Here is a 26,598-nt window from a genome sequence, read left to right as displayed (position 1 = left end):
TATTTGCACTAAAATAGCAATTTATTTTTAGCAAATGATGTAGTCAAAAACGCATTGTTATCTTTGCCAAAATTTGTTTGCATGACAGAGAGCGAGTTTATTTTAAAAGATGGTTTTGAATACCCTAACGAAGGTAAAGTTGCCTGGAAAGCACCAAGTAATATAGCCTTAGTAAAATATTGGGGAAAGAAACCAAATCAAATACCTGCAAATCCCTCAATTAGCTTTACCTTAAATGCTTGTGCAACGACAACTAGCTTGGCTTTTCAAAAGCTGGATAAAAAGTCAGATACATTCTCCTTTGATCTTTTCTTTGAAGGAAAACCTAAGGAAGATTTTACCCCTAAAATCATCACATTCTTTGAAAGAATTGAAAGATATGTCCCTTTTTTAAAAGGGTATCACTTTATCATAGAGACTTCCAATTCCTTTCCGCATAGCAGTGGAATTGCTTCTTCCGCCAGCGGAATGGCCGCTTTGGCCCTTTGTTTGTTATCAATTGAAAAATTAGCTAATCCTACTTTAGGAGAAGATTATTTAAAGATGAAAGCTTCTTTTTTGGCAAGATTAGGTTCTGGTAGTGCCTGCAGAAGTATAGAAGGAGACTTGATTCAATGGGGCGCTTATGAACCCATCTCGAAAAGCTCTGATTTATATGGAATACGGTATCCTTTCAGAGTAGATTCCGTTTTTAAAAACTATCACGATACTATTTTACTGGTGCATAAAGGCCAAAAAACTGTAAGTAGTACAGTTGGGCATGACTTAATGCATGACCATCCTTTTGCGCAACAACGCTTTCAACAGGCACACCATAATTTAGATAAATTGAAAGAAGTGTTCGAAAAAGGTAATCTCAATGAATTTATTAAAATTGTGGAAAGCGAGGCCTTAACGCTACATGCAATGATGATGACCAGCTTACCTAATTTTGTATTGATGAAACCGAATACACTTGAAATTATCAATAGAATTTGGGCGTTTCGTAAAAAATCAAAAACCCATGTCTGTTTTACATTGGATGCAGGGGCCAATGTTCATGTTTTATATCCTGAGTCCGAAAAGAAAGAGGTATTTCAATTTATTCAGGATGAACTAGTTGCGTTCTGTGAAAATGGACATTATATTTGTGATCGAATTGGTCATGGCGCCAAGCAATTGAAAGGATAAACAGGAATTAGAACGAAGCAATTTGATATCACTACCAATAATGTTTACCTTTAACGTACTAAAGTCTAGACAATAGCTATGAAAGGACCCTTATTCTATTCTAAAATACTTCTCTTCGGGGAGTATGGAATTATTAAAAATTCTAAAGGACTTTCGATACCATATAACTTTTTTAAAGGAGCCTTAAAAACAGATGACAATACTTCTAAAGAGGCAAAAGAATCTAACAGAAGTTTAGAGCAATTCTGTGAGTATTTATCGGAAATTCAAAGTGAGGATTTGGTGCAGTTTGATATTGATTCGTTCCGTAAAGATGTTCAAGATGGAATGTATTTTGAGAGCTCCATACCTCAAGGGTACGGTATTGGTAGCAGTGGGGCATTGGTCGCCGCTATTTATGACAAATACGCATCAGATAAGATTACCGTCTTAGAAAATCTAACTAGAGAAAAGCTATTAAAGCTTAAAACTATTTTTGGCAACATGGAATCTTTTTTCCACGGAAAGAGCTCTGGTCTAGATCCCTTAAATAGTTATTTAAGTTTACCGATTCTAATAAATTCTCAAGATAATATCGAATCTACTAGCCTTCCTACCCAAAACAAAGAGGGTAAAGGCGCAGTATTTTTATTAGATAGCGGAATCACCGGTGAAACTGCTCCAATGGTACAAATCTTTATGGAGCAAATGAAGCAAGAAGGCTTCCGTAGCATGCTAAAAGATAAATTTATCAAACATACGGATGCTTGCGTTGAACACTTTTTAAATGGTGATATTAAATCGCTTTTCGGTCATGTAAAGCAATTGTCAAATGTGGTTTTTGATAATTTTAAGCCTATGATTCCAAAAGAGTTTCATAATCTTTGGAAAAAGGGTATCGAAACCAATGATTATTACCTAAAACTCTGCGGCTCGGGCGGTGGTGGTTATATTTTGGGCTTTACAGAAGATATCGATAAGGCTAGAAAAGCACTTCAAGACCACAAATTGGAAGTGGTTTACAATTTCTAGAAAAATTCTAATGCTTAATAGAAAAAATAGGCTGTTACTCTACAAGTTGTTGAGCCTATTTTCGGTGGTTAGAGGTTATAATATCTTAATGATAACCCTTGCCCAGTACTTGGCCTCTATTTTTATTCTTTCACCCGATTTGCCGCTAAGTCAAGTTGTTTTTGACATAAACCTTTTCATTATTGTAACAGCGTCGGCATTGGTCATCGCAGGGGGCTATATCATCAATAATTTTTACGATGCAGAAAAAGATCTGATCAATAAACCAACCAAAAGTATGTTAGATCGTTTGGTAAGCCAACGTTTTAAGCTAACCACATATTTTATATTGAACTTTGCCGCTGCTTTTTTGGCAAGTTATATTTCATTTAGGGCAGTACTGTTCTTTTCGGCCTATATTTTTGGAATCTGGTTGTATTCCCATAAACTTAAACGCATTCCGTTTTTAGGTAATATAGTATCGGCGATATTGGCCATAGCACCTTTCTTTGTGGTTTTTGTGTACTATAGAAATTTTGAAACCGTCATCTTTTTTCATGCTCTTTTTCTATTCTTATTGATTTTGGCTCGTGAACTTATTAAAGATTTAGAGAGTATGGCCGGTGATTTAGCCCAAAACTATAAGACTTTGCCAATACTGTATGGCCCAAGAATGTCTAAACTTATCATAGGTATTCTTATTGTATTGACACTTGTTCCTGCTTGGTTGTTAACTAACCAATTTGATGTTGGTTATATGTATTTCTATTTTGGGGCCAGTAGCCTATTACTTGTAATTTTTATCTTTTTATTATGGAAAGCAAAGAGTAAAAAAGACTATGTTTGGTTACATAATATTCTTAAGCTTATAATCATATCAGGAGTGTTCAGTATTCTTTTGATTGATGTGGATTTGGTTCTAAATCGAATTTTATAATGGAAAACTTACTTAATGTCGCCCTTGCTCAAATAGCACCGGTTTGGTTAGATAAAAAAGCAACACTGGAAAAAATTGAGACAACAATTATTGAAGCCGCCAAGAACGGCAGTGAATTAATTGTTTTTGGAGAAGCCCTGTTGCCAGGCTATCCGTTTTGGTTGGCGTATACTGAAGGTGCTGCATGGGATTTAAAAGTGAACAAAGAATTACATGCACATTATGCCAGAAATTCAATTCAGATTGAAGCAGGGGAGCTTGACGGCATTCGTAAATTGGCAAAAGAGCATCATATTTCTATATACTTGGGCATTATGGAGCGAGCTAAAGATCGCGGAGGTCATAGTTTGTACTGTTCTTTGGTCTATATTGATCAACAAGGAGAAATTAAATCGGTGCATCGTAAATTACAACCCACTTATGATGAACGTTTGACTTGGGCCCCTGGCGATGGTAATGGTCTTCAAGTACACCCATTAAAACAGTTTACTGTAGGAGGCCTTAATTGTTGGGAAAATTGGATGCCTTTACCACGAACCGCCCTATATGGTCAAGGTGAAAATTTACACATAGCGGTTTGGCCCGGAAATTTGAATAATACCAAGGATATTACCCGTTTTATTGCCCGCGAATCGCGCAGCTATGTGATTTCTGTTTCGTCGTTAATGCAAAAGAAAGACTTTCCCAAGAATACCCCGCATTTAGATAAGATTTTGGATAAAGCCCCCGAAGTTTTAGGTAACGGAGGCTCTTGTATCGCAGGCCCCGATGGCGAATGGCTTGTAGAACCGGTTGTGAACAAAGAAGGATTGATTTATCATACCTTGGACTTCAATCGTATATATGAAGAGCGTCAAAACTTTGATGCCGTTGGGCATTATTCAAGACCGGATGTCACCAAACTTACTGTAAATAGGGAAAGGCAAAGTACAGTGGTCATAGAAGATTGAGTTTTTAGTAGGATAACTAAATAATTTAAGTTTTTTCTTGCAAAAAATTAATTTAACGTTATTTATCTGGTTAATAAAAAGTTAAATAACATAGAATAGAGAAAACCCTCAAAATTTCTAAGGTTTTTACATAACTGTTCTTTTTTATTTTTTTTGAGATTTATCAAGTCTTATATTTTTCGCGAAAACCAACTATAAGAGAAATTTAGTTTAATTTAAAATTTTAAATGAATGACTAAATGAGATTCTTTTTTAATTTATTTTCCTTAATTTTTTCAATTATAAATATTTACGCTTTTCAAGATTCTACAAATGTTTATCAAATCGAATATGAAAGAACATTAACACTTGAGAAAAATCCTAAACCCTTGGTTGCTAATTATGAATACACAAAATTTATAGAGATTAATAAATCACTATACGGTAAGAAAAACAAAATTAAAACTACCTCAGTTTTAAGTGAAGACGAAGATGATGATAGTATCTTATATTTTACACCATCTGGTAAAAATGTAACTGCTGTTTACAAAGACTATAATGACGCTGTTTTTTATTCTAAACATGAAGTTGCTTACAAATACTTTGTTGTTCAAGACAGTCTCGATATTTTTAATTGGAATATCGAAGAACAAACAAAAGAAATTTTAGGGTTTAAGTGCCAATTTGCTACCATGGATTTTAGAGGTAGAACTTATGAAGCATGGTTTGCTCCTAAACTTCCTGTTGGCGGTCCTTGGAAGTACGATGGACTTCCGGGTATGATTTTAGAGCTGAAATCGATAGACAATTTTATTGCTTTTAAAACTATAGCTATAAAAAACGGAAAGCTAAGCCAAGAAAAATTAATTGATAATCCTTTTGACGGTAAAGAAACTCTTACTTGGAACGAGTTCAAGGCACTTTACAAGAAAAAAGCATTGGAACTTATTAGTTATAGACCAAATAAATATTCTGCGGGTATCATCTCCTCTAGAGGAGGTATTGAGAACTATATTGCCAAAGATGACGAAGAATATAATAAAGCATTAAAAGAAGCCTCTAAAAATTAATTTTGACCAAAAAAAGTATTAAAAAAATTAATCTCTATATTTTTTTATTTGTTGGTTTTGGTATTGGTCATGCACAATTGTTAAAAGGTACTGTTTTAGATACATTAGGCGACCCAATACCTTCAAAAATCCTTATAAAAACTAGCAAAGACTCAAAAGTTATAAGGGAGTTTATTTTGTCTCCTAAAGGAAAGTTTAGCTATACTTTAAAAAAATCATATGATTTAAAGGGTCTTTTTCTAGAGGTAGTAGCGACAGGATATACAAGTTACGAAGCGTATACTAAACCGACCGATTTAAAAGATGAGCTACAGTTCAATTTTACTTTAATAAAAGAAAAAATACATCAGCTTAATGAAGTGATTGTAGAAAGTAAAAAACCCTTTACCATAAAAAAAGACACCGTGGTTTATAATGTTGATTCTTATGCCGATGGTACTGAAAAAAAAGTGGAAGATTTATTAAAAAAATTACCTGGTATTGAGATTAACGATGCCAACGGTGTTATAAAATATAGAGGTAAATCCATTGAAACGGTAACACTAGAAGGGGATAATTTATTTGACTACAATTACAGTATTGGCACTAAAAATATAAATATAGATTTGGTCAAAGAGATTGAAGCCATTGAAAATTATTCTGAAAACAAATTGCTTAAAGGGATAGAGAGTAGTGATAAGGTTATTTTAAATCTTAAGCTAAAAGATAATAAAAGCGATATATCTGGTACCGCAAATTTAGGACTTGGTTATGCTGATGATGACACAGTACCTGTAGATTCCTCTTTAGATATTTTGGGCATTAATAAAAAATATAAATCTTTTGCAGTGGCTGCTTTTAATACAATTGGTGAAAATGTATCGCCATTTGATTATTACAGTAATTCCATTACGATTGAGGGAATTAAAGATAGGGACTATTATACTGAAGTAATAATTCCAGAATTTGCAGTATCTCAACTAACTAACAATAATCTATCTAATATTAACAATCAGTTTTTTGGTAATCTTAATACTATTTTTCAGCTATCAAAAAAAATGAAAGCAAAAGTGAATTTTTACTATTTGGACGACGATTTAAATAGCAATCAATTTTTAGAAAGTAGAATAAATACCTTAGAAAACCAGTTTACAACGTTCGATAATAATTTTATTACAAAAAAACCCACCCAATATCGTGGTGATGCAGAATTAAAGTATAATCTGTCTAAATCTTCTTTACTAGAATATGATATAAGTTACCGAGACGAAACAATAAATACAAGTCGAATAATTCTATCTAACCAAGAGAACGATTTTAAATCGAATTTATCTTCTCGCAATCAATTGTTAAAACAGAATTTACAATACACAAAAAAGGTTTCTTCAACTAAAGCAGTGCAAGTAAATATTCTTAATACGGTGAATAATCTTAATCAAGATTTTGACATTGATCCTTCTGTTTTTAATGATGCAGATAATGTTCTTGATGAACAGAATATTACTTCGAACAAGTACAATAGTAATTTGAATGCTATATTGTTGGGTAAAAGACCAAGCAACGATAATTATAGCGTATTATTTGGGGTAAATAGAACTAAGGATGGTTTTAATTCTTTTTTAAGTAATCAAAATAATGCTCAAGAGCTGATCGCAGCTATTAGCAATAATAATTTTGAGTTTATTAAAAATGAAATCTATAACCAGGGAACCTACAATTGGAGATTAGGTAAACTTGTGATAGCACCAAAATATTCGCTCACCTATCTTAGTCAAGATTTAGAACAAAATACTACAAACCTTACTTCTAAAAATTTAATTTTTGAGCCCTCGTTAAGTCTTAGTTATAAAGTTGATAAAACTTCTTTGCTAACTGTTTATGGTGGCTTCAATAGAAATACACAAGCTACAAACAGATTTTTTTCAAATCAGATATTAATCAATAACCGCATTGTTACAAACAACACTCCTGATATAACTTTACAGCGAAGTCAAAACTACGGTCTTTCTTTTTCTAAAAACGATTTGTACAACCAATTTGAACTGTCTTTCGGTGGCCAGTATTTAGCTCAAAAAGGTAATTTTTTTACAAACGCAGTGATTACCGAAAACACTACTAGATTAACAAGTTTTTTTTTGCCAGAGCGAACAGAGAATATAGATTTCTATCTAGTCTTAAGTAAACTAGTACCATTTATTAAAACTAACGTTAAGGTAACTTCAAATTATGGAATTTTTAATTTTAAAAATATTATCAATAATTCAAGTTTAGTAGATAATAAGAGCACTTTTATGAGTAATAGCTTGTTGGTTAAAACTGCTTTTAATTCAATGTTTAATTTTAATAATACCACTAAATTGGTTATTCAAAAAAATAAAGGCCAGAGTGTTTTTTCAAACAATTTGTTACAAAATAAATTTGAGCTTACAATTACACCATCAAAACAATTGTCGGGTGCTGTAACTTACGATTATTTTATACCAAGCATAGAAGATAATACGAACAACTACTCCTTCTTAAGTACAAAACTTGTTTTTAAACCAAAAAATAAAAATTGGGAAGTTGGTTTTTCAGGGGTTAATTTATTGAATGAAAATTTCTTTTTTGAAAGAAATATAGGTGAAATTTCTGCAAATACTTTTCAAGTAAACCTTTTAGATAGATACTATTTGTTCAACTTTTCATTTACTTTTTAGTATAGAATTCTATTATCTTGAGAAATTTAAGATGGAGTAATATTAAAGTGATATGCTAGTTTAGTTATTATTGGCCTACCTTTGCAAAAATTAAATGACTGATGGCGAAATCAGACTATAAGGGTAATCGAAAACCCAATAGCGATAGCAGTAAGAAGCGACCCGCGGGTGGCGGATTCAAAAAGAAAAGCTTTTCAAAAAGCATACCTCATAACAAAAGAAAAGCACCTCCAAAAACAAATACAAATCCTGATGAGATTCGGTTAAACAAGTTTATCGCCAACGCCGGCGTTTGTTCGCGTAGAGAAGCGGATACCTATATCGCTGCAGGGAGTGTAACCGTAAACGGAAAAGTAGTGTCCGAAATGGGGTATAAAGTAAAACGTACCGATGATGTTCGTTACGACGGAAGGCGTTTGAATCCTGAAAAAAAGGAATATATTCTGCTAAATAAGCCCAAGGGTTTTATTACTACCACGAATGATGAAAAGGGCAGAAGAACTGTAATGGAACTTATTTCAAGTTCTTCCAATAACCGTCTTTTTCCGGTAGGGCGTTTAGACCGAAACACAACAGGATTACTTTTATTCACCAATGATGGTGATATGACCAAAAAGCTAACGCACCCCAAATTTGGAGTTCGAAAGATTTATCATGTGGTTTTAGATAAAAATGTAACTGCCGCCGACCTCAAGAAAATTCAAAATGGTTTGGAACTTGAAGACGGACCCGTACAAGTAGATGAAGCCGCTTACATTCAGGGAAGTACCAAAAAAGAGGTGGGTATTGAGATTCATTCTGGGCGAAACAGAATCGTGCGCCGAATATTTGAACATTTAGAATATAAAGTAACCAAACTAGACCGTGTAGTTTTCGCAGGACTTACCAAAAAAGATTTACCGCGAGGGCATTGGCGGAATTTAACCCCACAAGAGGTGATTAATTTAGGGATGATAAAGTGAAAAGGAGAGACCTAATTTGGCTTAGTATTACTTTCTTAATTGCTATTGCTACATGCTTAGTTATATATACCCCAGATGGTGTAATCGATATTAATATTCATGATACATACTTTGTAATAGCCAATTTATATTTGTGGTTTTCATGTATTCCGTTAATCTTCTTTTTTAGTTATTTAATTAGAAGTGCCATTTTTGGTTATAAAAGCAAAACCTCAAACATAATACTTATTACTTCTAATATGCTTGTATTGTTATCTATGGTATTAAAAATTCAATTTATGTTTAACCGAGTTATTTTTAATAATACAAAGGATGCTACCCCTATAGATGAACCCTGGAGATTGGCATACTATATTTCCTTAGGAATATTTCTTATTTTTCAATTTACACTAGCTTACTCTTCCTATAAATTAGGTAAAAATTTCAAGGGTTTTAATAAGTAATTAAATTCTAGCTAGCAGAGATTTATCATCTTGATGCAAACCCATTCCCAGCTCGATAACTAAGTATAATACCATGCGTATTTCCAATAGGGGCATCACCACCTCTTTGGGTATAGTTGTACATGGCCCTAAAATTTTTAAGTAGATAGAAACCAGCAGCAAAGTTTATAGAACTGCTCGTTCGATACCCCAAGCCTAGTTCAAAACTGTTTTTGTAACTAATGCCCATATTTACATCTATTTGAAAGGGAGCCCCATTCTCGTATTTAAATAGCATACTGGGCTTTAAAATAAAATCATCATTAAACCTGCTCGTAGAAAAATAATATCCTGTATAGCCATAAACAGGCCTTGAAAGTTTTAGATTGTCTTGATTCGAAAAAGCATCTCCAATAACATTTGGCATAGATGCTCCAATAAAAAAGTTTGAATGCCCGAAAAGAATTCCAACACCTGCTGATGGTAGGGTAGCGTCTATATTTTCAGCAAAATTAGGGTCGTCTTGAATGCCTAGTTGTAGCAAATCTTCGTTGTAAAGTAGAGCTCCAGCAGTAACACCAAAAGAAAGTACCGTACGCTCGTATAGCTGCCAATAAGGTCTATTCTGTTTAAAATCAAAAAACAACTTATACGAATATGCGGCAAACACTTGGGTAGATGAGGTTACCCCGATTTCATCATTAATGACTCCGGCTCCCAGGCCCATTTTACCATCGTTTAGAGCAGTGCTAAATGTAAAGGCAAAGTTTTTAGGCGTACCGGGAAACTGATTGTTAAAACCTGAATTGCTTAGGGTCGCTTCTGCATCAAGGTTAGTACCCGCGTAGGCAGAATTGATCAAAAACGGATTGTAATTGTATTCGGTAAATACTGGGGTCTGTTGAGCCTGAAGGCTTAACGTGCTCCCTAATACCGTGAGTATCAAGAAATATATGGGGTAATTTTTCTTCATAATTATCTTTTTAGCACCAAATAGCCTTTGGTCTGCTTTAAATTGTTTGTTTCGGGGATGATAATATTAAAGAAGTAGGTGCCTTCCGGTAATTGTGAAGCTCCTAAACCATTTAACTGGTTGGCTTCACCGTTGAAAGTATTGGTCGTGTTATTATAACCTTCAACTTTATAGACCATATCGCCCCATCTGTTGTAGATAACAACGGTATTGTTGGGGTATTCTTCTATTCCTTCAATTCTCCAGAACTCGTTGATACCATCACCATCAGGAGATATGCCGTTAAGTGATTCAATTTCAGGAGAAACTTCTGCAATGGTCGTAAAAGACTGTTCTTCACAATTCTCGGCATCTCCGTCAGCGTTATAGGGTATAATAGTAACAAATATTTGCTGCTCAAAAGGGAGGTTATTTGGTAATTGATATAAGGTAAGAATACCCACATCTTCATTATCCAAAATATCATTTCCTCCAGCAGTTGTGCCCACGCTTAAACGGTAACCGTTAGCATTTAGAACTTCGTTCCAAGCAATATTTGTATCTTCGATAACATCGGTAGCCCCATTCAATGGTGTGGTCAATACGGTACATGAAAGTACATCTGCCATTGGAGAAGCGATGGTAAAACTTTCCTCGGCGCAATTAAGGGCATCACCATCCATATTATAAGGTGTTATAGTGATATATACAGTTATTCCTTCAGCAAAAGGACCGGAAAAATCGAATGTCAGGGTATCTCCTGCGTCAAAATTGTCAATGATATCATTTCCTCCAGGCGAGCTTCCTACTGTCAATCGGTATCCATCGGCATTGGCCACGGCATTCCATGAAATGTCGGTATCTGCCGAAACATTGCTATCTCCGTTTAATGGACTTGATAAGGCGGTACAATCTGGTAAGACAGCGGTTCTATCTCCAGTGGTGAATTGGTCATCACCACAAACAATGGATTCGTCAGCGGCATTAAACGAAGTTATAGTTACAAATACCCTTGTATTTGCCGGCAGGTCTGCAGGTGGGTCAAAAGTGGTATTGTTGCCTACATCAGTTGTAGCGAGTATATCATCCAATCCTGTGGACGTACCAATAGCAATAGAATAGCGAACTGCATTAGTGGCCGTATTCCATGTTAAATTGGTGTCTATGGGTACATCTGTTGCATCAAATGTAGGTATAATCAAATTGGCACAACCAGGTTGGGCAACTTCTGTAGTAAAGCTTTCTTCCGCACACCCAGTAGCATTCTCCGTTCCTATATAAGGAACAATAGTTACGAATATTTCGGTGTTGCCAGGGAGGTCATTCGGTGGATTATAGGTAAGTAGGTTACCTACATCTTCGTTGTCTAGAATATCGTTCCCCCCTGCTGAAGTTCCTATAGTCAATCGGTAGCCGTTTGCGTCGGTGACCGCGTTCCAAGTAAGGTCTGTGGCAACTGAAACATCGGTGTCTTCATTGGCTGGTGCTATAAGAGATGTACAAGCAGGGGTCGTTCCTGTATTTGTGATGTTGAGTGCAAAACTTTCCTCGTCAAAACAAGTTCCAGAACTATCATAGATGTATATCGTGACAGGATAACTTGGGAAATCTACAAAATTAATGACATCACCTGTATCGAATCGAGTTCCTCCACCATTGGGTTCGGTATAATAGGCTTCACCACCTGTAAGTTGTGTTCCTGTAATTGCAGGAAATGTAAAATTATCTACGCTGTTCTGGTCAATTATACTTTCAATTTCAGGACCTGTAGTGCCCCCGTCAGTGATAGTCCAGTTATCATTTCTGGTCATTGCACTTCTGGCTGCAGCACCATTACAATAAAGGCTATTGCCACCATCAAAGACAACGTCTGCGATTAAGACTCTTGTGTTCCAGCCAATAAGAAGTGCATCATAATTAGCTGTAGAGAGCTGTACACCACTGAACATAGATGAAGCATTATTTAGACTACTAACATCCCAATTTCCAAGATTTTGGTCAAAATTTGTTGCATTTACAAACATATCTTGCATTGTTGTTACATTCCCTACATCCCAACCGCTAATGTCTTGGTTAAATGGTGTTGCTCTAAACATGGCGCGCATTTCAGTTACATTACCTACATTCCAACCACTAATATCTTGGTTAAAAGCCAAAGCATTATCAAACATGCTTCTCATAGTAGTCACTTTATCCACGTTCCAAGCACTTAGGTCTTGGTTAAATGAGCTAGCTTCGCTAAATGTTCCAAACATTATGGTAACGTTTTCTGTATTCCAATTATCCATAGGTTGGTTATATGCACTAGCTCTACTGAACATGCCTCGCAAATCTACGAGACTATCTGTTTGCCAGTTGTTTAAGCTTTGGTTAAAACTAGCTTGAGAAAACATAAAAGACATGTTTTCCACTTGTCTTACATCCCAATTGCTAATATCTTGGTTAAATAAGAAACTATTTCCAAACATATACCTAAGTGTGGTAACGTTTTCGGTATTCCAATTGTTGACCATTCCATTAAACTGCCAGGTATCACGGAATGTATTCTCTAGAGATGTTACTCTTGATAAATCTGGAGCATCAATAGAAGGATTGGTAATATTTAGATTAGTACAGCCATAAAAAGCACTTTCCATAGAGGTCCATTCAATACTGCCCCATTGCTCAATTGTTAAGATTTTTTCTCTATCGCCTGAGTTGTCAAAGTAAATTCTTGGAAAAAGCCCAGTGATCGAAACCGTATGAATGCCTGGAGTTGTGTAGGTATGGGTAGCATCTCCATTTACGTTTGTATCAATATTTCCATCTCCCCAATCGACATCATAATCATAAGTTTCTGTATTAAATGTTGGTACGGTTATGGTTTCGTTGGCCACAGTGGTTTCCCAAGTAGTAATGAATGCGTTGTTCGAAGGAGCGGAATCAACGATGGTAAAAGTTTCTGTATTGCATGTTGATGTAGGCTCGACTGTTCCGTTTAGGGGAACGATGGTAACCGTAACGTTCTCACCGTTATCAAAATTATTGGCAAATGAGTGTGTGGTGCCATTCACGACCAAGTCGGTTACATCGTTGGCATTACTGGTGCTTCCGTTGATGGTAATCCGATACTGTGTTGCCCCTGGCGTACTATTCCATGTAATAGACACTAGGTCAATTGCAATGTCTGTATCTCCATTGGCCGGTATTATAAGCTCAGTACATGATGGCGGTGGGATAGCTGAATCTATTGTTCTAAAAGTTTCTTCCGTGCAACCAGTCGCATCACCTTCATCGTTGTAAGGAATGATGGTTACGTAATGTAATCTGTCTCCTTGAAGGTCATCAGTGATGTCATAGGTTGTATTAGGGCCGACGTCAATATTGTTGGCTACTTCTATTCCGCCAGAGGTTGTTCCTATACTTACTAGGTATCCTGTAGCATTGGCGACGGGTGCCCAACTTAAGTTTGTGTCTACAGGTACGTTTGTGTCATTATTTGCCGGACTTGTCAAATTAGTACATATGGGAGGAACGGGAATCAACTCGGTATCAAAACTTTCCTCAAGGCAGCTTGTTGCATCTCCTTCATCATTGTAAGGCGTAATGGTTACAAAAATGTCTGTGTCTTCAGGTAGGTCTGTACCAAACTCATAGGTTGTAGTATTGCCGACATCTTCATCGTTTACAAGGTCTTTGCCTCCTGAGGTCGTTCCTACGGTTAACCTATACCCATCAGCGTTTGAAATCGGATTCCAACCTAAATCCGTTGTCACTACAACGTCATTTGTACCGTCTAAAGGTTGGTTTAAATTGGTGCAATCCGGTATTGTAGCCGGGTCACTTGAAATCGTAAAACTCTCCTCAACACATGGTCCTACGGCATCGCCTTCGTCATTGAAAGGAATTAAAGTTACATATACAACATCACTTGTATTGAAATCAGTTGCAAATTCATATGAGGTCTCGTTAGTGATTGTTAGATTGTTCACAACATCGTTTCCGCCCGGAGATGTGCCAACTGTCAATCGGTAACCTTGTGCGAAAAGAGTGGCGTCCCATGTTATGTTTGTGTTTACGGGGACATCGGTATCACCATTAAGCGGAGAAGCTAATTGCGTACATTCAGGAATAGGACAATCACGTACATCTAGACTAAAAGACCAGCCAAAATTATCTATCATTGATTGTCGTTCTTCTTGTGCATCGCAATAAGGTAGACCTTCCGCCCCAAGGGTAATACCACTTGTTAAGGTCTGTTCAGACCAGGCGATTAGGGTGTTGTCATAATTTTCGCGAGTCAGTGCAGTGTTGTCAAGCATATCTTGCATATCACTTACTCCACTTACGTCCCAATCGGCTAAATTCTGATTTAAGGATGTAGCATTGAAGAAAGTTGATCGCATACTGACGTTTCCTAAATTCCATAAATCCATGGCTTGGTTGTATGAGGATGCTTCATTAAACATTTCGTTCATGTTGTTCACACCTGATACGCGCCAGTTATTGATACTTTGGTTAAAAGCAGATGCACCACTAAACATTTCTTCCATTGTTTCTACGCCCCTAACATTCCAAGCACCTATATCTGAATTGAATGCTATTGCCCCTTTGAACATTTTCTCTGTAGTTAGCACTGAGGCTACATTCCAAGAATTCATAGTTTGATTGTAAGAAGTAGCATCTTCAAACATGCCTTCCATTGTTCTTACAAAAGAGGTGTTCCATGAATCAATAGACTCATTAAATGAAGATGCGCCATGGAACATTTCTTCCATTGTTAGTACTTCTCCAGTATCCCAGTTTTGAATCACTTGATTGAAAGCAATAGCATCTTTGAACATGGCTTCCATATTAGTTACTGAACCAACGTTCCAATTTTCGATTTGGTTATTAAATGCTGAAGCTTCTTGAAACATAGAATTCATCAGTGTTACTGAGGAAACATTCCATGAATTTAAAGGCTGGTCAAATAATGATGCTCTTTCGAACATGGAGGCCATTGTAGCCACCGCACTTACATCCCAACTGTTCAAAGGTTGATTAAAGGCTGATGCACCCCGGAACATTGATGACATATTAACAACAGAATTTACGTCCCAATTGTTCAAAGGTTGGTTAAATGCTACTGCACCATTGAACATCGAACTCATTGTAGTAACATTGGTAACGTTCCAAACGTTAATATTTTGATTGAAAACTCCGGCACCTGAAAACATTGACTGCATATTGGTGACTGATGAAACATTCCAATTGTTTAAAGGTTGATCGAAGAGATCTGTATCTTGGAACATACCAGCCATGCTGGTAACGTTTGATGTATTCCAAACATTTAATGGCCGATTAAAAGTGATATTTCTGCGAAACATGAAGCTCATATCAGTCACATTGCTAACATTCCAATTATCAAGAGGTTGATCAAAAACCATATCGAAAACGAAGCCATCGAACATTTTGCTCATGTTCGTTACATTGCTTACATTCCAACCATTCAAAGGCTGATTATAGGCTATGGCCCTTTCGAACATCGCTGACATATCTGTCACATTACTGACATTCCAACCGTTGATGTTTTGATTGAATACTTCCGCTTGCTCGAACATTCTTGACATGGTAATGACATTGCCCGTATTCCAATTATTAAGTGGTTGATTAAAACTAGTTGCCGCCAAGAACATAGCCCACATCGATGTAACATTTTCAACATTCCAATTGTTCAATGGTTGATTGAAACTTCGTGCGCCAATGAACAATGAACTCATATCGGTGACATTGCTTACATCCCAAGAATTGATATTTCCATCAAATAAATTACAACCTGAGAACATGCTGTTCATACTAGTAACATTCGATAAATCTGGAATATCTGTTGCATTGTACTCCATATTTTCACAATAGTAAAATGCCCTTTCCATAGATTGCCATACTTGCGTACCCCATTGATCTATTGAAATAAGTTTGTAACTGTCCGTTCCGGAGTAGTCATGAAAGGGCGCAGGAAAATCTCCAATAATAGAAACAGTATAAATACCTGGAGTTAAATAGGTATGTACAATGTCTCCTGTAACATTATTGTCAAATTGATCATCACCCCAGTCTATTGAGTAATCATAATCCAGATATGCAGGATAACCGGTAAGTGTCTCGATTCTAAGCTGATTTGCGGGGGTAGTACCCGTATCTATCAAGCTTGTATCATAAGTTAATTTAAATGCGGCAGGACTGTTTACCCAAGAAGGGACTACCGTAAAACTTTCTTCTGTACACCCTGTAGCTGGTCCATCAGTGTCGTTGTATGGCACTATCGTTACGAAAACTTCATCTCCTGGTTCCAATAAATCAGCACCTCCGCCTGTTTCAAGGTTAAGGCCAACGGTGTTTCCCCCGGGAACATCATGGTCATTAAATGGTATGGACTCTACACCACCTCTTATAATTCTTACGGTAACACGATACCCTGTGGCATTGGGGGTCTGTGCCCACGTAAGGTTCGCACTGGCAGGTACGTTGGTATCTCCATTTACTGGTGAGACCAAATTGGTACAAAGTACAAAAGAACAATTGACTATATCTCCTGAAATGTTCCATCCGGAATTATCAATTAGATTTTGTCTTTCGTCTAAAGCGTCACAATAGTTCAAATTTGTGGCTCCTAAACTGACATTTGATTGTACAGTTTGTCCTTCCCAACCTATTAAAGTAGCATCATAATTTGCTTGTGAAAGTCCTGAATCGGACAACATCGACACCATATTCGTTACCAAACCGATGTTCCACGAAGCAAGGCTTTGGTTGAACGCGCTCGCATTTTCAAACATTTGACGCATATTCGTGACGCTAGAGGTGTTCCAACTGTCTAAGTTTTGATTGAATGCTAGATTTTGGCCAAACATATAAGACATATTTCTGGTATTACTAACATCCCAACTGCCTATAGGTTGATTAAAAACCTCAGCACTGTAAAACATATAGCTCATATCAGTAACGCCAGCCGTATTCCAACTGCTGATATCTTGATTAAATAGGATTGCTTGTCGAAACATGGAACCCATATCGGTAACTGAAGCGACATTCCAGCCACTTATATCCTGATTGAAAGCCAAAGCTCTATCAAACATATGTTCCATATCGGTTACATTATCGACAACCCAATTATTCAAGGGTTGGTTGAAATCCCCAGTATATCGAAACATATAGCTCATATCCGTTACATTCGATACATCCCATCCGTTTAAAGGTTGATCGAATGGGGTGTTTAGTGATGGCCATCCATCAAACATATTAGCCATGTTGGTTACATTTGATACATTCCACCCATTTAAAGGTTGGTTAAACTGTGGCATTCTTGCGAACATACTGTTCATATCAGTAACATTGGATACGTCCCAACCTTGAATAGGTTGGTTAAATTGAGAAGCTTGGTAAAACATACCCGACATGTCGGTTACATTACTTACGTTCCAATTTTCTATTGGATAATCGAAGGCGGAACCCGCAAGCATGTATGACATATTGGTAACATTATCTACAACCCAATTGTTCAAAGGCCGATTATAACTGCTTGCATATCTGAAAGTACCTGACATGTTCGTTACTTGGGCCACATTCCAGTTATTTATATTTTGGTCGAATCTAGATGCTTCCGAAAATAGATATTCCATGTTGGTCACGGCACCTGTATTCCAATTGTCAAGTGGCTCATTGAATTGTCTTGCTCTATAAAAAGCATATGACATATCCGTGATATTGGCGGTAGTCCAATTATCTAATGGTCTATTGAAGATTTCAGTTTCAGCAAAAATCCCGGATATATCCGTGATTGTGCTGACATCCCAATTATTCACGATACCATTGAAAGATGTTGCTCCTCTGAACATATTCTTCAAAGAGCTGACTTGAGATAAGTCAGGGGAGTCTATGGCATCAAAATTTATATTTTGACAACCGTAGAATGCATTCTCCATGGTTTTCCATTGAATGGTGCCCCATTGTAAAATTTCTTCAATTTTTAACCTATCACTTGCTGTTTCATTGTTAAAATAAATCGCTGGAAAATCACCGCTTATCGAAATTGTATAAGTTCCAGCACCTGATAGATAGGTATGCGTAATGTTTCCGGTGACCCCGGTATCAGAGGTTCCGTCGCCCCAGTCGATATCATAGTTGTATGTTGTGTAAGCTGGATTGGTAGGAATGGTCACCTGATCCGTTGCTGATGAACCTGGTTCAATATTAGCGGTATTCCAAATGGCTCTAAATTCTTGAGCAAATATATTTATGCTAAAGAATAGTAAAAGAAGGGGTAGTTTTCTAAGCATTTGTTTTTGTTTGGTGTTCTTTTTCAACGGCTGATAAGTTATATTCTTATTTGATAAGAACTTATTTCAATTTTTGTTGTAAAACTATCTGTAACCAAGGTTAGATGCTACACTGAAAACAGTGAAAGCTTTTGAAAATGCATGCTTTGGGGCAAAGAATAGATTTTACATTGATCAAATATTCGAATATCTAACGCAATGACAAGACCGAAAGTATGCTAGAAAGTACCACTCAAGGGAGTGAGACCAGTTTATTGGTAAATTCCACTGTTTACGGGCACTAAGAGGTAAGATTTTTCTTATATTCTGATGGCGTGGTACCCGTATGCGCTTTAAAAACCCTGTTGAAAGAAGTCTTGCTTTTAAAACCGGAATCAAAAGCAATTGCTAAAATTTTACTGTTCTTAAACTCATCTTTTTCCATAAGTCTTTGTGCTTCTAGAACCCGATAAGAGTTAATAAAATTGTAGAAGTTTTGATCAAAACCAGTATTCAAAACCTCCGATAAATGATGGCTACTAATGTTTAATTGCGAAGCTAAATTAGACTGCGATAATTCGTTATTAAGATACGGTTTTTGTTCTGCCATATAACTTAACAATTGCGCTTTATACTTGGTAAAATCTTCCTCGGTCAGCGAAGAGTTCTTATAAACCGCCATTCTTGTCTTTGTAGATTCGGGATAATCTGAATAAGAATCTTCAGGCTGATTTTGATAACTATCCCTAAGAGATATAAATTGCTCTTGAAGCAATGCTTGCTCTTTCTTAAACCTTTTGTGGTTTACAAAAAACAATAGGGAAACGATGGCTAAGATACTGGCAAATGCCCCACTCCAAAGAAGAAGCCTATTCTTGTTTTTTAATAAACCTGAAATAACCGACTCTTTGGACTTTATAATCTCATTTTTAGCTGAGATGTCCTCTTCAAAGTCCATTTTGGTAGCACTTTGGCGATTTGCTAAAATCTTGTTCTGTAAAGCCAAGAATTTTTCATTGGCAAGACTCATGCTTTTAAAATCATTATTTTCTTTATAGGAATCGACCATATGTTTGTAAGCTTCCATTTCAATCTTTGGCAGGCCTTTGCTTGCGGCCAATTCTTGCGTTTTCTTAAAAACTTCAATAGATTTCGTATTGTTTCCTAATCCATGTTCTGCTATACCTAAGTTCAACAGCAACCAAGCCCTTTGTTTTGTCGGTTTTTGAGCATGTTCAAACAATAGTGCGGTATTTATATGTTCTATGGCCTCTTTATAATTTTCACGTTTAATATAGGCATCACTGATATTGCTTAAAGCAGTTACCACAATAGATTCATTTTCTATATCTTCTCCTAACTTTTTTGATTTAAAATGATAGCCTAAAGACTTTTCTATTTCACCTAAACCTTCATGGTTATTGGCAAGACCATTGTAGGCCGATGCCCTTATTTTCGGATTGTCTTCATATTTATCTAGCATATCAAGAACATCGTGCATTGTGGCGATAGCCTTTTTATGAGAATCGATATTCGTATAAACATTGCCTAAATTGACCAAGACAATGATTTTGGTTCTATAATCTTCAGGAATGCTATCTGCAAGAACCAGGGCATCTCTATATAGTCGAATCGATTTATCGTGCTCGGCTCGATTATTATAGTAAACCGCTTGATTTACCATACCTAAAATCTGAAATTTCGGTAACCCCTTTTCTTTGGATAACCTATAAAGCGAATCGCTATATAGTTTATGCGATTGGTAATCTCCATTTTTATATTCTGTTCGAAGCTTTTTTAGATAAAAGTTAGCCTTTGAAACCGCTACGGAATCTTTTTGCCCTGAAGATTTTGGTAACTGGCCAATTGCAATAAAACCGAAAAAGAGAAAATACAATGGTAAAAATCTGTGCATTTTTGGGGAAACAATGATTTGCTATATTTAAAGATATTAGGATGAAGTATGAATTCCAAACTTTTAGGGACTTATCCCAAATTACTACAAGACTGAGATTTTATTGGTGCTTTCATGTTTTAATTCTAATAGATCACTTTAAAACTAGGGCGAATTACTTACCTATTACTCCCTGGTAACAGAGAAATAACTATGGTAGAAGTTTCTTAGGTTTGTTTTATAATACAAATGAACCCGTTAGAATGAAAAAATCAGCTCTAGTCTTTGCCGTATTAACATGGGTTTTTACGATTCTGTGCTATTACTTTATGTTTTATGCGGATGCAGGCCCAGACGGACTTGGAACTTTTTTCACAATCATTATTATTGGAGTATTCGGTTTGGTCTGTTTTGTCATTTTTTGCCTTCTCATATGGTTTAAAAATGACCAAGCTACTTTTTACAAGTTGTTATTTACGACCATTATAGCATTGCCCATTATTATCATCTTAATTAGGGTTTTTAATCCACAAACCATCGATGCACAAGAAATAGAGACTATTGAAGTTTTGGAATAAAGCATTTTCCCTAAGGTAGATTGTCCATTTTAGCCCTTATCTCCTTCAAACACAAATTGCCCAAACTGCCTTCGTGAGTATGTGAAATATCTCTTTTTGGTTTAAAGTTTCCATTTTCGATGGCCTTTCCCATTGTTTTATAAGCATCACGAAACGGCATGCCGTTTTTGACCATTTCATTTAGCGTATCTACACTGAACAAATAATCATACTTATGGTCTTCTAAAATACCTCCGTTGACCCTGATTTCTTTAAGACTAAAGGTCAGAATTTCAAGGCACGCTTTCATATCTTGAACGGCAGGTACTATAATTTCTTTTACCAACTGCAAATCACGATGATAGCCACTAGGGAGGTTGTTTGTGACTAATGTAAGTTGATTGGGGATTGCCTGAATTTTATTGCATTTGGCTCTTATTAATTCAAATACATCGGGGTTCTTTTTGTGGGGCATGATACTAGAGCCAGTAGTCAATTCATCTGGGAAAGAAATAAAATCAAAATTCTGACTCATATATAGGCAAATATCCATGGCCATTTTTGATAGCGTAGCGGCGATATTGGCCATTCCGAAAGCTGCTGCTTTCTCCACTTTTCCTCGGCTCATTTGCGCGGCAACCACATTATATTTCATAGTTTCAAAACCCATTTCCTGGGTCGTAAAACTTCGGTCGATAGGGAAGGAACTTCCATAACCTGCCGCGCTCCCTAAAGGGTTTTGATCGGCAACTTTGTAAGCAGCATTTACAAAATATAGATCATCAATAAGACTTTCCGCATAGGCTGAAAACCAAAGCCCAAAGGAGGAAGGCATTGCAATTTGCAGATGGGTATACCCTGGGAGTAATATTTTTTGATGTTTCTCTGCCAATTGTAAGAGTAAATCGAAAAGGCTTTTTACCATTGCTTTTATTTCGGTAAGCTCATCTTTTAAATACAAATGCATGGCCACCAAAACCTGATCGTTTCTAGAACGTGCAGAATGGATTTTTTTTCCGGTGTCACCTAGTTTTTCGGTTAGTAGAAACTCAATTTTTGAATGCATGTCTTCAAAAGAGTCCTCAATGGTAAAAGTTCCTTTTTCTATAGATTTTGCTATAATGTCCAGCTCCTTGACAAGTAGTTTTGCTTCCTCATCTTTGATTAGACCAACCTTGCCTAGCATCTTCGCATGTGCCTTAGATGCGATAACATCATATTTAGCCAAAAGCAAATCGAGTTCACGGTCATTACCGACAGTGAAGTGGTCTATTTTTTCATCGGTACTAAAACCTTTATCCCAGAGTTTCATAGTGTTATAGATGTTAGAAGCCAGATGCTAGATGTTAGATGTTAGATGTTAGAATTTTAGTGAAAAGCATCTTCTGTGTCTAGTATTCTGACTTTTCTTTTAGAATAATATCTGCTAAATGTTTAAGGTTTTCTTGAAGTTGCCACGCCCACTCAGTAAATATCAAGACATCGGAGTCTAATAAATTATTCCTTTCAACTATAGTTTCATTAATAGAATAAGAAAAAAGTTGATAAAGTTTATGAGTTAAATAATTTCTTTGGGTTTTGAGAGATTTTAGAGCTAGAATAGTGTTTTCACCAAGGAGTTGACTTTGTTGAGCAAGGTCTATTAATTTGCCTAAAGGAGCTTCTTGATAATTTCCCTTTACTTTATTGTTGATTAACAGCATAATTAATTTCGCTTCGAGATTGCTTGCTGCCAATGCCATTTTTCCTAGTTCTGATGTAAATTGTTCAGATTCAAAAAGTAACTGGTAAAACTTTAATCCTTTAATAGGTATTCCTTTATACTTCTTTTCTAATTCTAACATCTCAAATCTACTTTTTTAAAAATCTTTCTAAAATTGCGATATAAAGCTTAACCCCTTCTTCTACCTCTTTTACATAAATAAATTCATCGGCCGAATGCGAACGTGTACTATCGCCAGGGCCTAACTTTAAAGACTGGCAACTTAGTTCGGTTTGGTCAGAAAGGGTAGGTGAACCGTAAGTCTCTCTTCCGAGCGCAATGCCCGATTTTACCAAAGGGTGGTCTATCGAGATAGCTGAACTGCTTTTATCAAGGGAGCGCGGTATGAGCTCACAAGGTGCTTCTTGTTGTAGTATCTCATTTATTTGTTCGTTCGTATAACAATCATTTACACGTACATCGATCACCAAATCTACATGAGCAGGAACTACGTTATGTTGCGAACCTGCCTTAATTTGGGTAACGGTCATCTTTACAGGGCCAAGCACATCGGAAACTTTTGGAAAACGATAGTTTTTAAACCATTCTAAAACCTCAATGGTATTGTAAATAGAATTGTTGTCATTTGGATGTGCCGCATGAGAAGGAGTACCACTTACTTTACCATCATACACGATTAGTCCTTTTTCAGCAATTGCCAGTTGCATTAAAGTAGGTTCACCAACTATGGCAAGTTCAATTTCTGGTAAAATCGGTAATAGGGCCGAAATACTTAGTTCACCAGCATCTTCCTCTTCTGCGGTTGCCGACATTATAATGTTATGGCTTAAATTGTTTCGCTCATAAAAATGAACGAAAGTCGCCAATAACGAACACAGACAGCCCCCGGCATCGTTGCTTCCTAAACCATACAGTTTTCCATCTTCCACATGCGGATTGAATGGGTCTTTGGTGTATGCAGAATTAGGTTTAACCGTATCATGGTGCGAGTTAAGTAATAAATTGGGTTTGTTTTCATTATAATACTTGTTGAACGCATAAATATTATTGTATTGGCGTTTGGTTTCCACACCAAATTTTTTGAGCCAAACATCAATAGCTTCAGCAGTTTCATCTTCTTCTTGCGAAAATGAAGGAATGGAAATCAATTGCTTTAACAGAGTAATGGCCTCTTGGGCCAAAGTATCTTTATCGATAATCATAAAACTAATCTTGTATAGTTTGTATTTTCTTTTTCGAATAGGGCTAAATTACCCATTCTAACTTCTTTGACACCATTATTTAGGGCATGAAAACAGTTATGCATCTTCGGAAGCATTCCATCTGCAATAATTCCATCAGAAATTAAATTTGCATAAGAAGCAGAATCAATTTTTTTAATAACCGAAGTTTTATCTTCAAAATCTCTCAGAACACCGTTTAACTCAAAGCAGTAATAAAGTGTCGTTTCAAAGTTTTTGCTCATACCAATCGCCAATTCAGATGCAATAGTATCGGCATTGGTATTCAATAATTGTCCTTTTTGGTCATGGGTCAATGCACAAAAAACAGGTGTAAGGCCCAATTCTAAAATGGAATTCAACGTATTGTTTGAAACCCCATCTATATCACCAGCAAAGCCATAGTCAATCTCCTTTACAGATCTTTTATGGGCTTGAATTGCATTTGCATCTGCGCCACTCATTCCGATTGCGTTACAATTTAAGGCCTGAAGTTGGGCTACTATTTTCTTGTTTGTCAACCCGCCGTAAACCATAATGGCCACATCTAGGCTTTCTAGATCGGTAATTCTTCTCCCATTCACCATTTTAGGGCTTATCCCCATTTTTTCTAAAATGTGATTTGCCTTTTTGCCCCCCCCATGAACTAGAATTTTAGAACCCTCTAGCTTTGAAAACAAAGTCAAGAACTTTAAGAGTTCTACCTCATTCTCAATGATGTTACCACCAATTTTTACTATGGATAATTGCTGATTCACAGTTTTTCTAAAATTCTTTTTAAGGCCAATTGTGCCGAATAAGTTCTATTATTTGCCTGTTCGATAACCAAACTTTGGTTACTGTCTAAAACAGCATCTTCTACCACCACATTTCTCCTCACAGGAAGGCAATGCATGAATTTGGCATCACCCAATTTTTTCTTGGTCATCATCCAATTCTTGTCTTCAGATAAAACCTTTCCGTAATTCGAATAACTACTCCAATTTTTAACATATACAAAGTTCGCATTTTCCAAGGCTTTTTCTTGGTCATACACAATTTTACAGTCCTTTGTGATTTCTGGATTTAGTTCATACCCTTCAGGATGCGTTATTACAAACTCGGCATCTTGCAGCTTCATCATTTCAATAAAGGAATTTGCCACGGCATGGGGTAGGGACTTCGGATGGGGTGCCCAAGACAAGACAATTTTTGGTTTCTTTACGGTTTTATGTTCTTCTAAGGTAATGGCATCGGCTAGGGCTTGTAGTGGATGGCCCACTGAACTTTCCATGTTCACAACAGGAATGCTAGCATATTTTTCAAAACCTTTGAGAACTATTTCTGCTTCGTCTTTTTCCTTATCAATTAAACCTGCAAATGCCCTTATGGCGACAATATCTGCATATTGTGAAACTACCTGTGCCGCTTCTTTAATATGTTCCGATTTTCCTTGATTCATTACAGTTCCATCTTCATATTCTAGCTGCCACCCCTCGCTTCCAAAATTCATGACCATGACATCAAGCCCCAAATTCATACCTGCTTTTTGCGTGCTCAAACGGGTACGAAGGCTATTATTGAAGAATAATAGACAAATGGTTTTTTGTTTGCCCAATTCTTTAAACTGATACGGATTTTGCTTTAGTGCAATAGCTTCTTTAACGGCATCTTGCAGGTTTCCTAAATCGCTGATATGAAGGTAATTTTTCATTATAATTCTGCTTTAAGCGCATTAAAGAAACTAGTGATTTGCTCTTTTGTAATATTTAGGGCAGGTAGAAATCGGAGGAGTTTTTTATTGGCCGAACCACCTGTGAACACATGTTGATTATGGATTAATTTTTTTCTTAAATCGGAAACTTCAAAATCAAACTCAAGCCCTAACATTAAACCTCTTCCCTTTACTCTTTTTACCTCAGGAATGGTACTGGCAATTTCTTTAAAATAAGAGTCAAGTGTTGATGCGTTTTCAATTAAGTTCTCACGTTCTAAAACTTCTAAAACTGCCAGTGTTGCAACACAGGCTAAATGATTGCCGCCAAAAGTGGTTCCTAAAAGTCCGTAAGATGCTTTAATGGATTCGTGAATCAGTATTCCACCTACCGGAAAGCCATTGCCCATGCCTTTCGCAATTGATATGATATCTGGCTGAATACCATGATGTTGAAAACCGAAGAATTTACCGCTGCGACCAAAACCTGATTGTACTTCATCTGCAATGACCAAAACATTGTTTTCTTTGCACTTTTCTTGTATAAATTGATAGAATTCTGAGCTTGGTTCATCAAGGCCGCCTACACCTTGTATGGCCTCTAAAATTACAGCGCAGTAATTACCAGTTTTTAGTTCGCCTTCTAAACCCGTAAAATCTTCAAAATCAAGAAATGTAACCTTTTGTTGCTGGTTTAAGGGGGCATTTATTTTTTGGTTATCCGTAGTCGCGACCGCTGCCGAAGTTCTACCATGAAAAGCATTCTTAAACGCGATAACTTTAGACTTTTTTGTATGAAAAGAGGCCATTTTAAGTGCATTTTCATTGGCCTCGGCTCCAGAATTGCACAAAAACAGGTTGTAGTCTTCACATTTTGAAAGTGTACCTAATTTTTGAGCAAGCTCAGCCTGCAATGGGTTTTGAACAGAATTACTGTAAAATCCAATTTTATCTAGCTGATTTTTTAAGCGTTTAACATAATGCGGGTGCGAGTGCCCAATTGAAATAACAGCGTGTCCGCCATAAAAATCCAAATATTTTTGCCCCTTATCATCTATAACTTCGATTCCTTTTGCGGAAACCGGAGTTACATTATAAAGGGGGTATACATCAAATAGTTCCATAATT

17 protein-coding genes are annotated in these 26,598 nt (G+C 36.4%); 8 read left to right on the top strand and 9 right to left on the bottom strand.

The window, feature by feature from the left end:
- Window positions 1-81 precede the first annotated feature (81 nt).
- The 7 genes from ACFSQJ_RS05735 (at window position 82) to ACFSQJ_RS05705 (ending at window position 8,733) form a co-directional block, all read left to right on the top strand.
- Window positions 82-1,170 carry a diphosphomevalonate/mevalonate 3,5-bisphosphate decarboxylase family protein gene (locus ACFSQJ_RS05735; RefSeq protein ID WP_377765995.1) on the top strand — a complete coding sequence of 363 codons (1,089 nt, stop codon included), beginning with the start codon at window positions 82-84 and terminating at the stop codon, window positions 1,168-1,170.
- A gap of 78 nt (window positions 1,171-1,248) precedes the next feature.
- Entirely contained in the window at window positions 1,249-2,181 is a 933-nt protein-coding gene (locus ACFSQJ_RS05730) for a mevalonate kinase family protein (RefSeq protein ID WP_377765994.1), read from the top strand.
- Between the two features lie 10 nt (window positions 2,182-2,191).
- Window positions 2,192-3,097, top strand: a complete 906-nt coding sequence (locus ACFSQJ_RS05725; protein WP_377765993.1) for a geranylgeranylglycerol-phosphate geranylgeranyltransferase — start codon at window positions 2,192-2,194, stop codon at window positions 3,095-3,097.
- The gene (locus tag ACFSQJ_RS05720) at window positions 3,097-4,047 is read left to right on the top strand and encodes a carbon-nitrogen hydrolase family protein (protein WP_377765992.1); all 951 of its coding nucleotides are present in this window, start codon (window positions 3,097-3,099) and stop codon (window positions 4,045-4,047) included. Before ACFSQJ_RS05725 ends, ACFSQJ_RS05720 begins: the two co-directional genes overlap by 1 nt.
- 239 nt (window positions 4,048-4,286) lie before the next feature.
- Complete coding sequence (locus tag ACFSQJ_RS05715; RefSeq protein ID WP_377765991.1) at window positions 4,287-5,096, top strand: GLPGLI family protein; 810 nt, start codon at window positions 4,287-4,289, stop codon at window positions 5,094-5,096.
- A gap of 2 nt (window positions 5,097-5,098) precedes the next feature.
- Entirely contained in the window at window positions 5,099-7,771 is a 2,673-nt protein-coding gene (locus tag ACFSQJ_RS05710) for a hypothetical protein (RefSeq protein WP_377765990.1), read from the top strand.
- Window positions 7,772-7,872: 101 nt separating this feature from the next.
- Window positions 7,873-8,733 (top strand): pseudouridine synthase, encoded by an 861-nt coding sequence (locus tag ACFSQJ_RS05705; protein ID WP_377765989.1) that lies wholly within the window; start codon window positions 7,873-7,875, stop codon window positions 8,731-8,733.
- A 468-nt stretch (window positions 8,734-9,201) separates the two neighbouring features.
- Here ACFSQJ_RS05705 and ACFSQJ_RS05700 read toward each other — a convergent pair whose 3' ends face one another.
- The 3 genes from ACFSQJ_RS05700 to ACFSQJ_RS05690 form a co-directional block, all read right to left on the bottom strand.
- Window positions 9,202-10,128: a PorP/SprF family type IX secretion system membrane protein gene (locus ACFSQJ_RS05700; protein ID WP_377765988.1), complete on the bottom strand. Its 927-nt coding sequence runs from the start codon at window positions 10,126-10,128 to the stop codon at window positions 9,202-9,204.
- Window positions 10,129-10,130: 2 nt separating this feature from the next.
- Entirely contained in the window at window positions 10,131-18,404 is an 8,274-nt protein-coding gene (locus ACFSQJ_RS05695) for a BspA family leucine-rich repeat surface protein (protein ID WP_377765987.1), read from the bottom strand.
- A gap of 280 nt (window positions 18,405-18,684) precedes the next feature.
- On the bottom strand, window positions 18,685-20,298 hold the full coding sequence (locus ACFSQJ_RS05690) for a helix-turn-helix domain-containing protein (RefSeq protein WP_377765986.1): 1,614 nt from the start codon (window positions 20,296-20,298) through the stop codon (window positions 18,685-18,687).
- Between the two features lie 242 nt (window positions 20,299-20,540).
- Between ACFSQJ_RS05690 and ACFSQJ_RS05685 the strand changes: the two genes are divergently transcribed.
- Window positions 20,541-20,855 carry a hypothetical protein gene (locus ACFSQJ_RS05685; RefSeq protein WP_377765985.1) on the top strand — a complete coding sequence of 105 codons (315 nt, stop codon included), beginning with the start codon at window positions 20,541-20,543 and terminating at the stop codon, window positions 20,853-20,855.
- A 10-nt stretch (window positions 20,856-20,865) separates the two neighbouring features.
- Here the strand turns inward: ACFSQJ_RS05685 and argH are convergent, their stop codons facing one another.
- The 6 genes from argH to ACFSQJ_RS05655 form a co-directional block, all read right to left on the bottom strand.
- On the bottom strand, window positions 20,866-22,146 hold the full coding sequence (gene argH, locus ACFSQJ_RS05680) for an argininosuccinate lyase (protein ID WP_377765984.1): 1,281 nt from the start codon (window positions 22,144-22,146) through the stop codon (window positions 20,866-20,868).
- A gap of 79 nt (window positions 22,147-22,225) precedes the next feature.
- Window positions 22,226-22,678: a hypothetical protein gene (locus ACFSQJ_RS05675; protein WP_377765983.1), complete on the bottom strand. Its 453-nt coding sequence runs from the start codon at window positions 22,676-22,678 to the stop codon at window positions 22,226-22,228.
- A 7-nt stretch (window positions 22,679-22,685) separates the two neighbouring features.
- Window positions 22,686-23,759 carry a M20 family metallo-hydrolase gene (locus ACFSQJ_RS05670; RefSeq protein ID WP_377765982.1) on the bottom strand — a complete coding sequence of 358 codons (1,074 nt, stop codon included), beginning with the start codon at window positions 23,757-23,759 and terminating at the stop codon, window positions 22,686-22,688.
- A complete protein-coding gene (gene argB / locus ACFSQJ_RS05665; protein ID WP_377765981.1) occupies window positions 23,756-24,535 on the bottom strand; it encodes an acetylglutamate kinase in 780 nt (259 codons plus the stop codon). The genes ACFSQJ_RS05670 and argB overlap by 4 nt, the downstream gene beginning before the upstream one ends.
- Entirely contained in the window at window positions 24,532-25,470 is a 939-nt protein-coding gene (locus tag ACFSQJ_RS05660) for an acetylornithine carbamoyltransferase (RefSeq protein ID WP_377765980.1), read from the bottom strand. The genes argB and ACFSQJ_RS05660 overlap by 4 nt, the downstream gene beginning before the upstream one ends.
- Window positions 25,470-26,594: an aspartate aminotransferase family protein gene (locus tag ACFSQJ_RS05655; protein ID WP_377765979.1), complete on the bottom strand. Its 1,125-nt coding sequence runs from the start codon at window positions 26,592-26,594 to the stop codon at window positions 25,470-25,472. Before ACFSQJ_RS05655 ends, ACFSQJ_RS05660 begins: the two co-directional genes overlap by 1 nt.
- Window positions 26,595-26,598: the final 4 nt, after the last annotated feature.

Source organism: Croceitalea marina, from assembly GCF_042684265.1.
Classification (GTDB): domain Bacteria; phylum Bacteroidota; class Bacteroidia; order Flavobacteriales; family Flavobacteriaceae; genus Croceitalea; species Croceitalea marina.
The sequence above is the reverse complement of the archived record's forward strand: the minus strand, read 5'-3'. Positions and strand labels throughout refer to the sequence as shown.

Bases quoted from the DNA above. Each gene is read 5' to 3' on its own strand.
- ACFSQJ_RS05735 (WP_377765995.1), top strand. From the start codon at position 82: ATGACAGAGAGCGAGTTTATTTTAAAAGATGGTTTTGAATACCCTAAC.
- ACFSQJ_RS05730 (WP_377765994.1), top strand. From the start codon at position 1,249: ATGAAAGGACCCTTATTCTATTCTAAAATACTTCTCTTCGGGGAGTAT.
- ACFSQJ_RS05725 (WP_377765993.1), top strand. From the start codon at position 2,192: ATGCTTAATAGAAAAAATAGGCTGTTACTCTACAAGTTGTTGAGCCTA.
- ACFSQJ_RS05720 (WP_377765992.1), top strand. From the start codon at position 3,097: ATGGAAAACTTACTTAATGTCGCCCTTGCTCAAATAGCACCGGTTTGG.
- ACFSQJ_RS05715 (WP_377765991.1), top strand. From the start codon at position 4,287: ATGAGATTCTTTTTTAATTTATTTTCCTTAATTTTTTCAATTATAAAT.
- ACFSQJ_RS05705 (WP_377765989.1), top strand. From the start codon at position 7,873: ATGGCGAAATCAGACTATAAGGGTAATCGAAAACCCAATAGCGATAGC.
- ACFSQJ_RS05700 (WP_377765988.1), bottom strand. From the start codon at position 10,128: ATGAAGAAAAATTACCCCATATATTTCTTGATACTCACGGTATTAGGG.
- ACFSQJ_RS05695 (WP_377765987.1), bottom strand. From the start codon at position 18,404: ATGCTTAGAAAACTACCCCTTCTTTTACTATTCTTTAGCATAAATATA.
- ACFSQJ_RS05690 (WP_377765986.1), bottom strand. From the start codon at position 20,298: ATGCACAGATTTTTACCATTGTATTTTCTCTTTTTCGGTTTTATTGCA.
- ACFSQJ_RS05685 (WP_377765985.1), top strand. From the start codon at position 20,541: ATGAAAAAATCAGCTCTAGTCTTTGCCGTATTAACATGGGTTTTTACG.
- argH (WP_377765984.1), bottom strand. From the start codon at position 22,146: ATGAAACTCTGGGATAAAGGTTTTAGTACCGATGAAAAAATAGACCAC.
- ACFSQJ_RS05675 (WP_377765983.1), bottom strand. From the start codon at position 22,678: ATGTTAGAATTAGAAAAGAAGTATAAAGGAATACCTATTAAAGGATTA.
- ACFSQJ_RS05670 (WP_377765982.1), bottom strand. From the start codon at position 23,759: ATGATTATCGATAAAGATACTTTGGCCCAAGAGGCCATTACTCTGTTA.
- ACFSQJ_RS05660 (WP_377765980.1), bottom strand. From the start codon at position 25,470: ATGAAAAATTACCTTCATATCAGCGATTTAGGAAACCTGCAAGATGCC.
- ACFSQJ_RS05655 (WP_377765979.1), bottom strand. From the start codon at position 26,594: ATGGAACTATTTGATGTATACCCCCTTTATAATGTAACTCCGGTTTCC.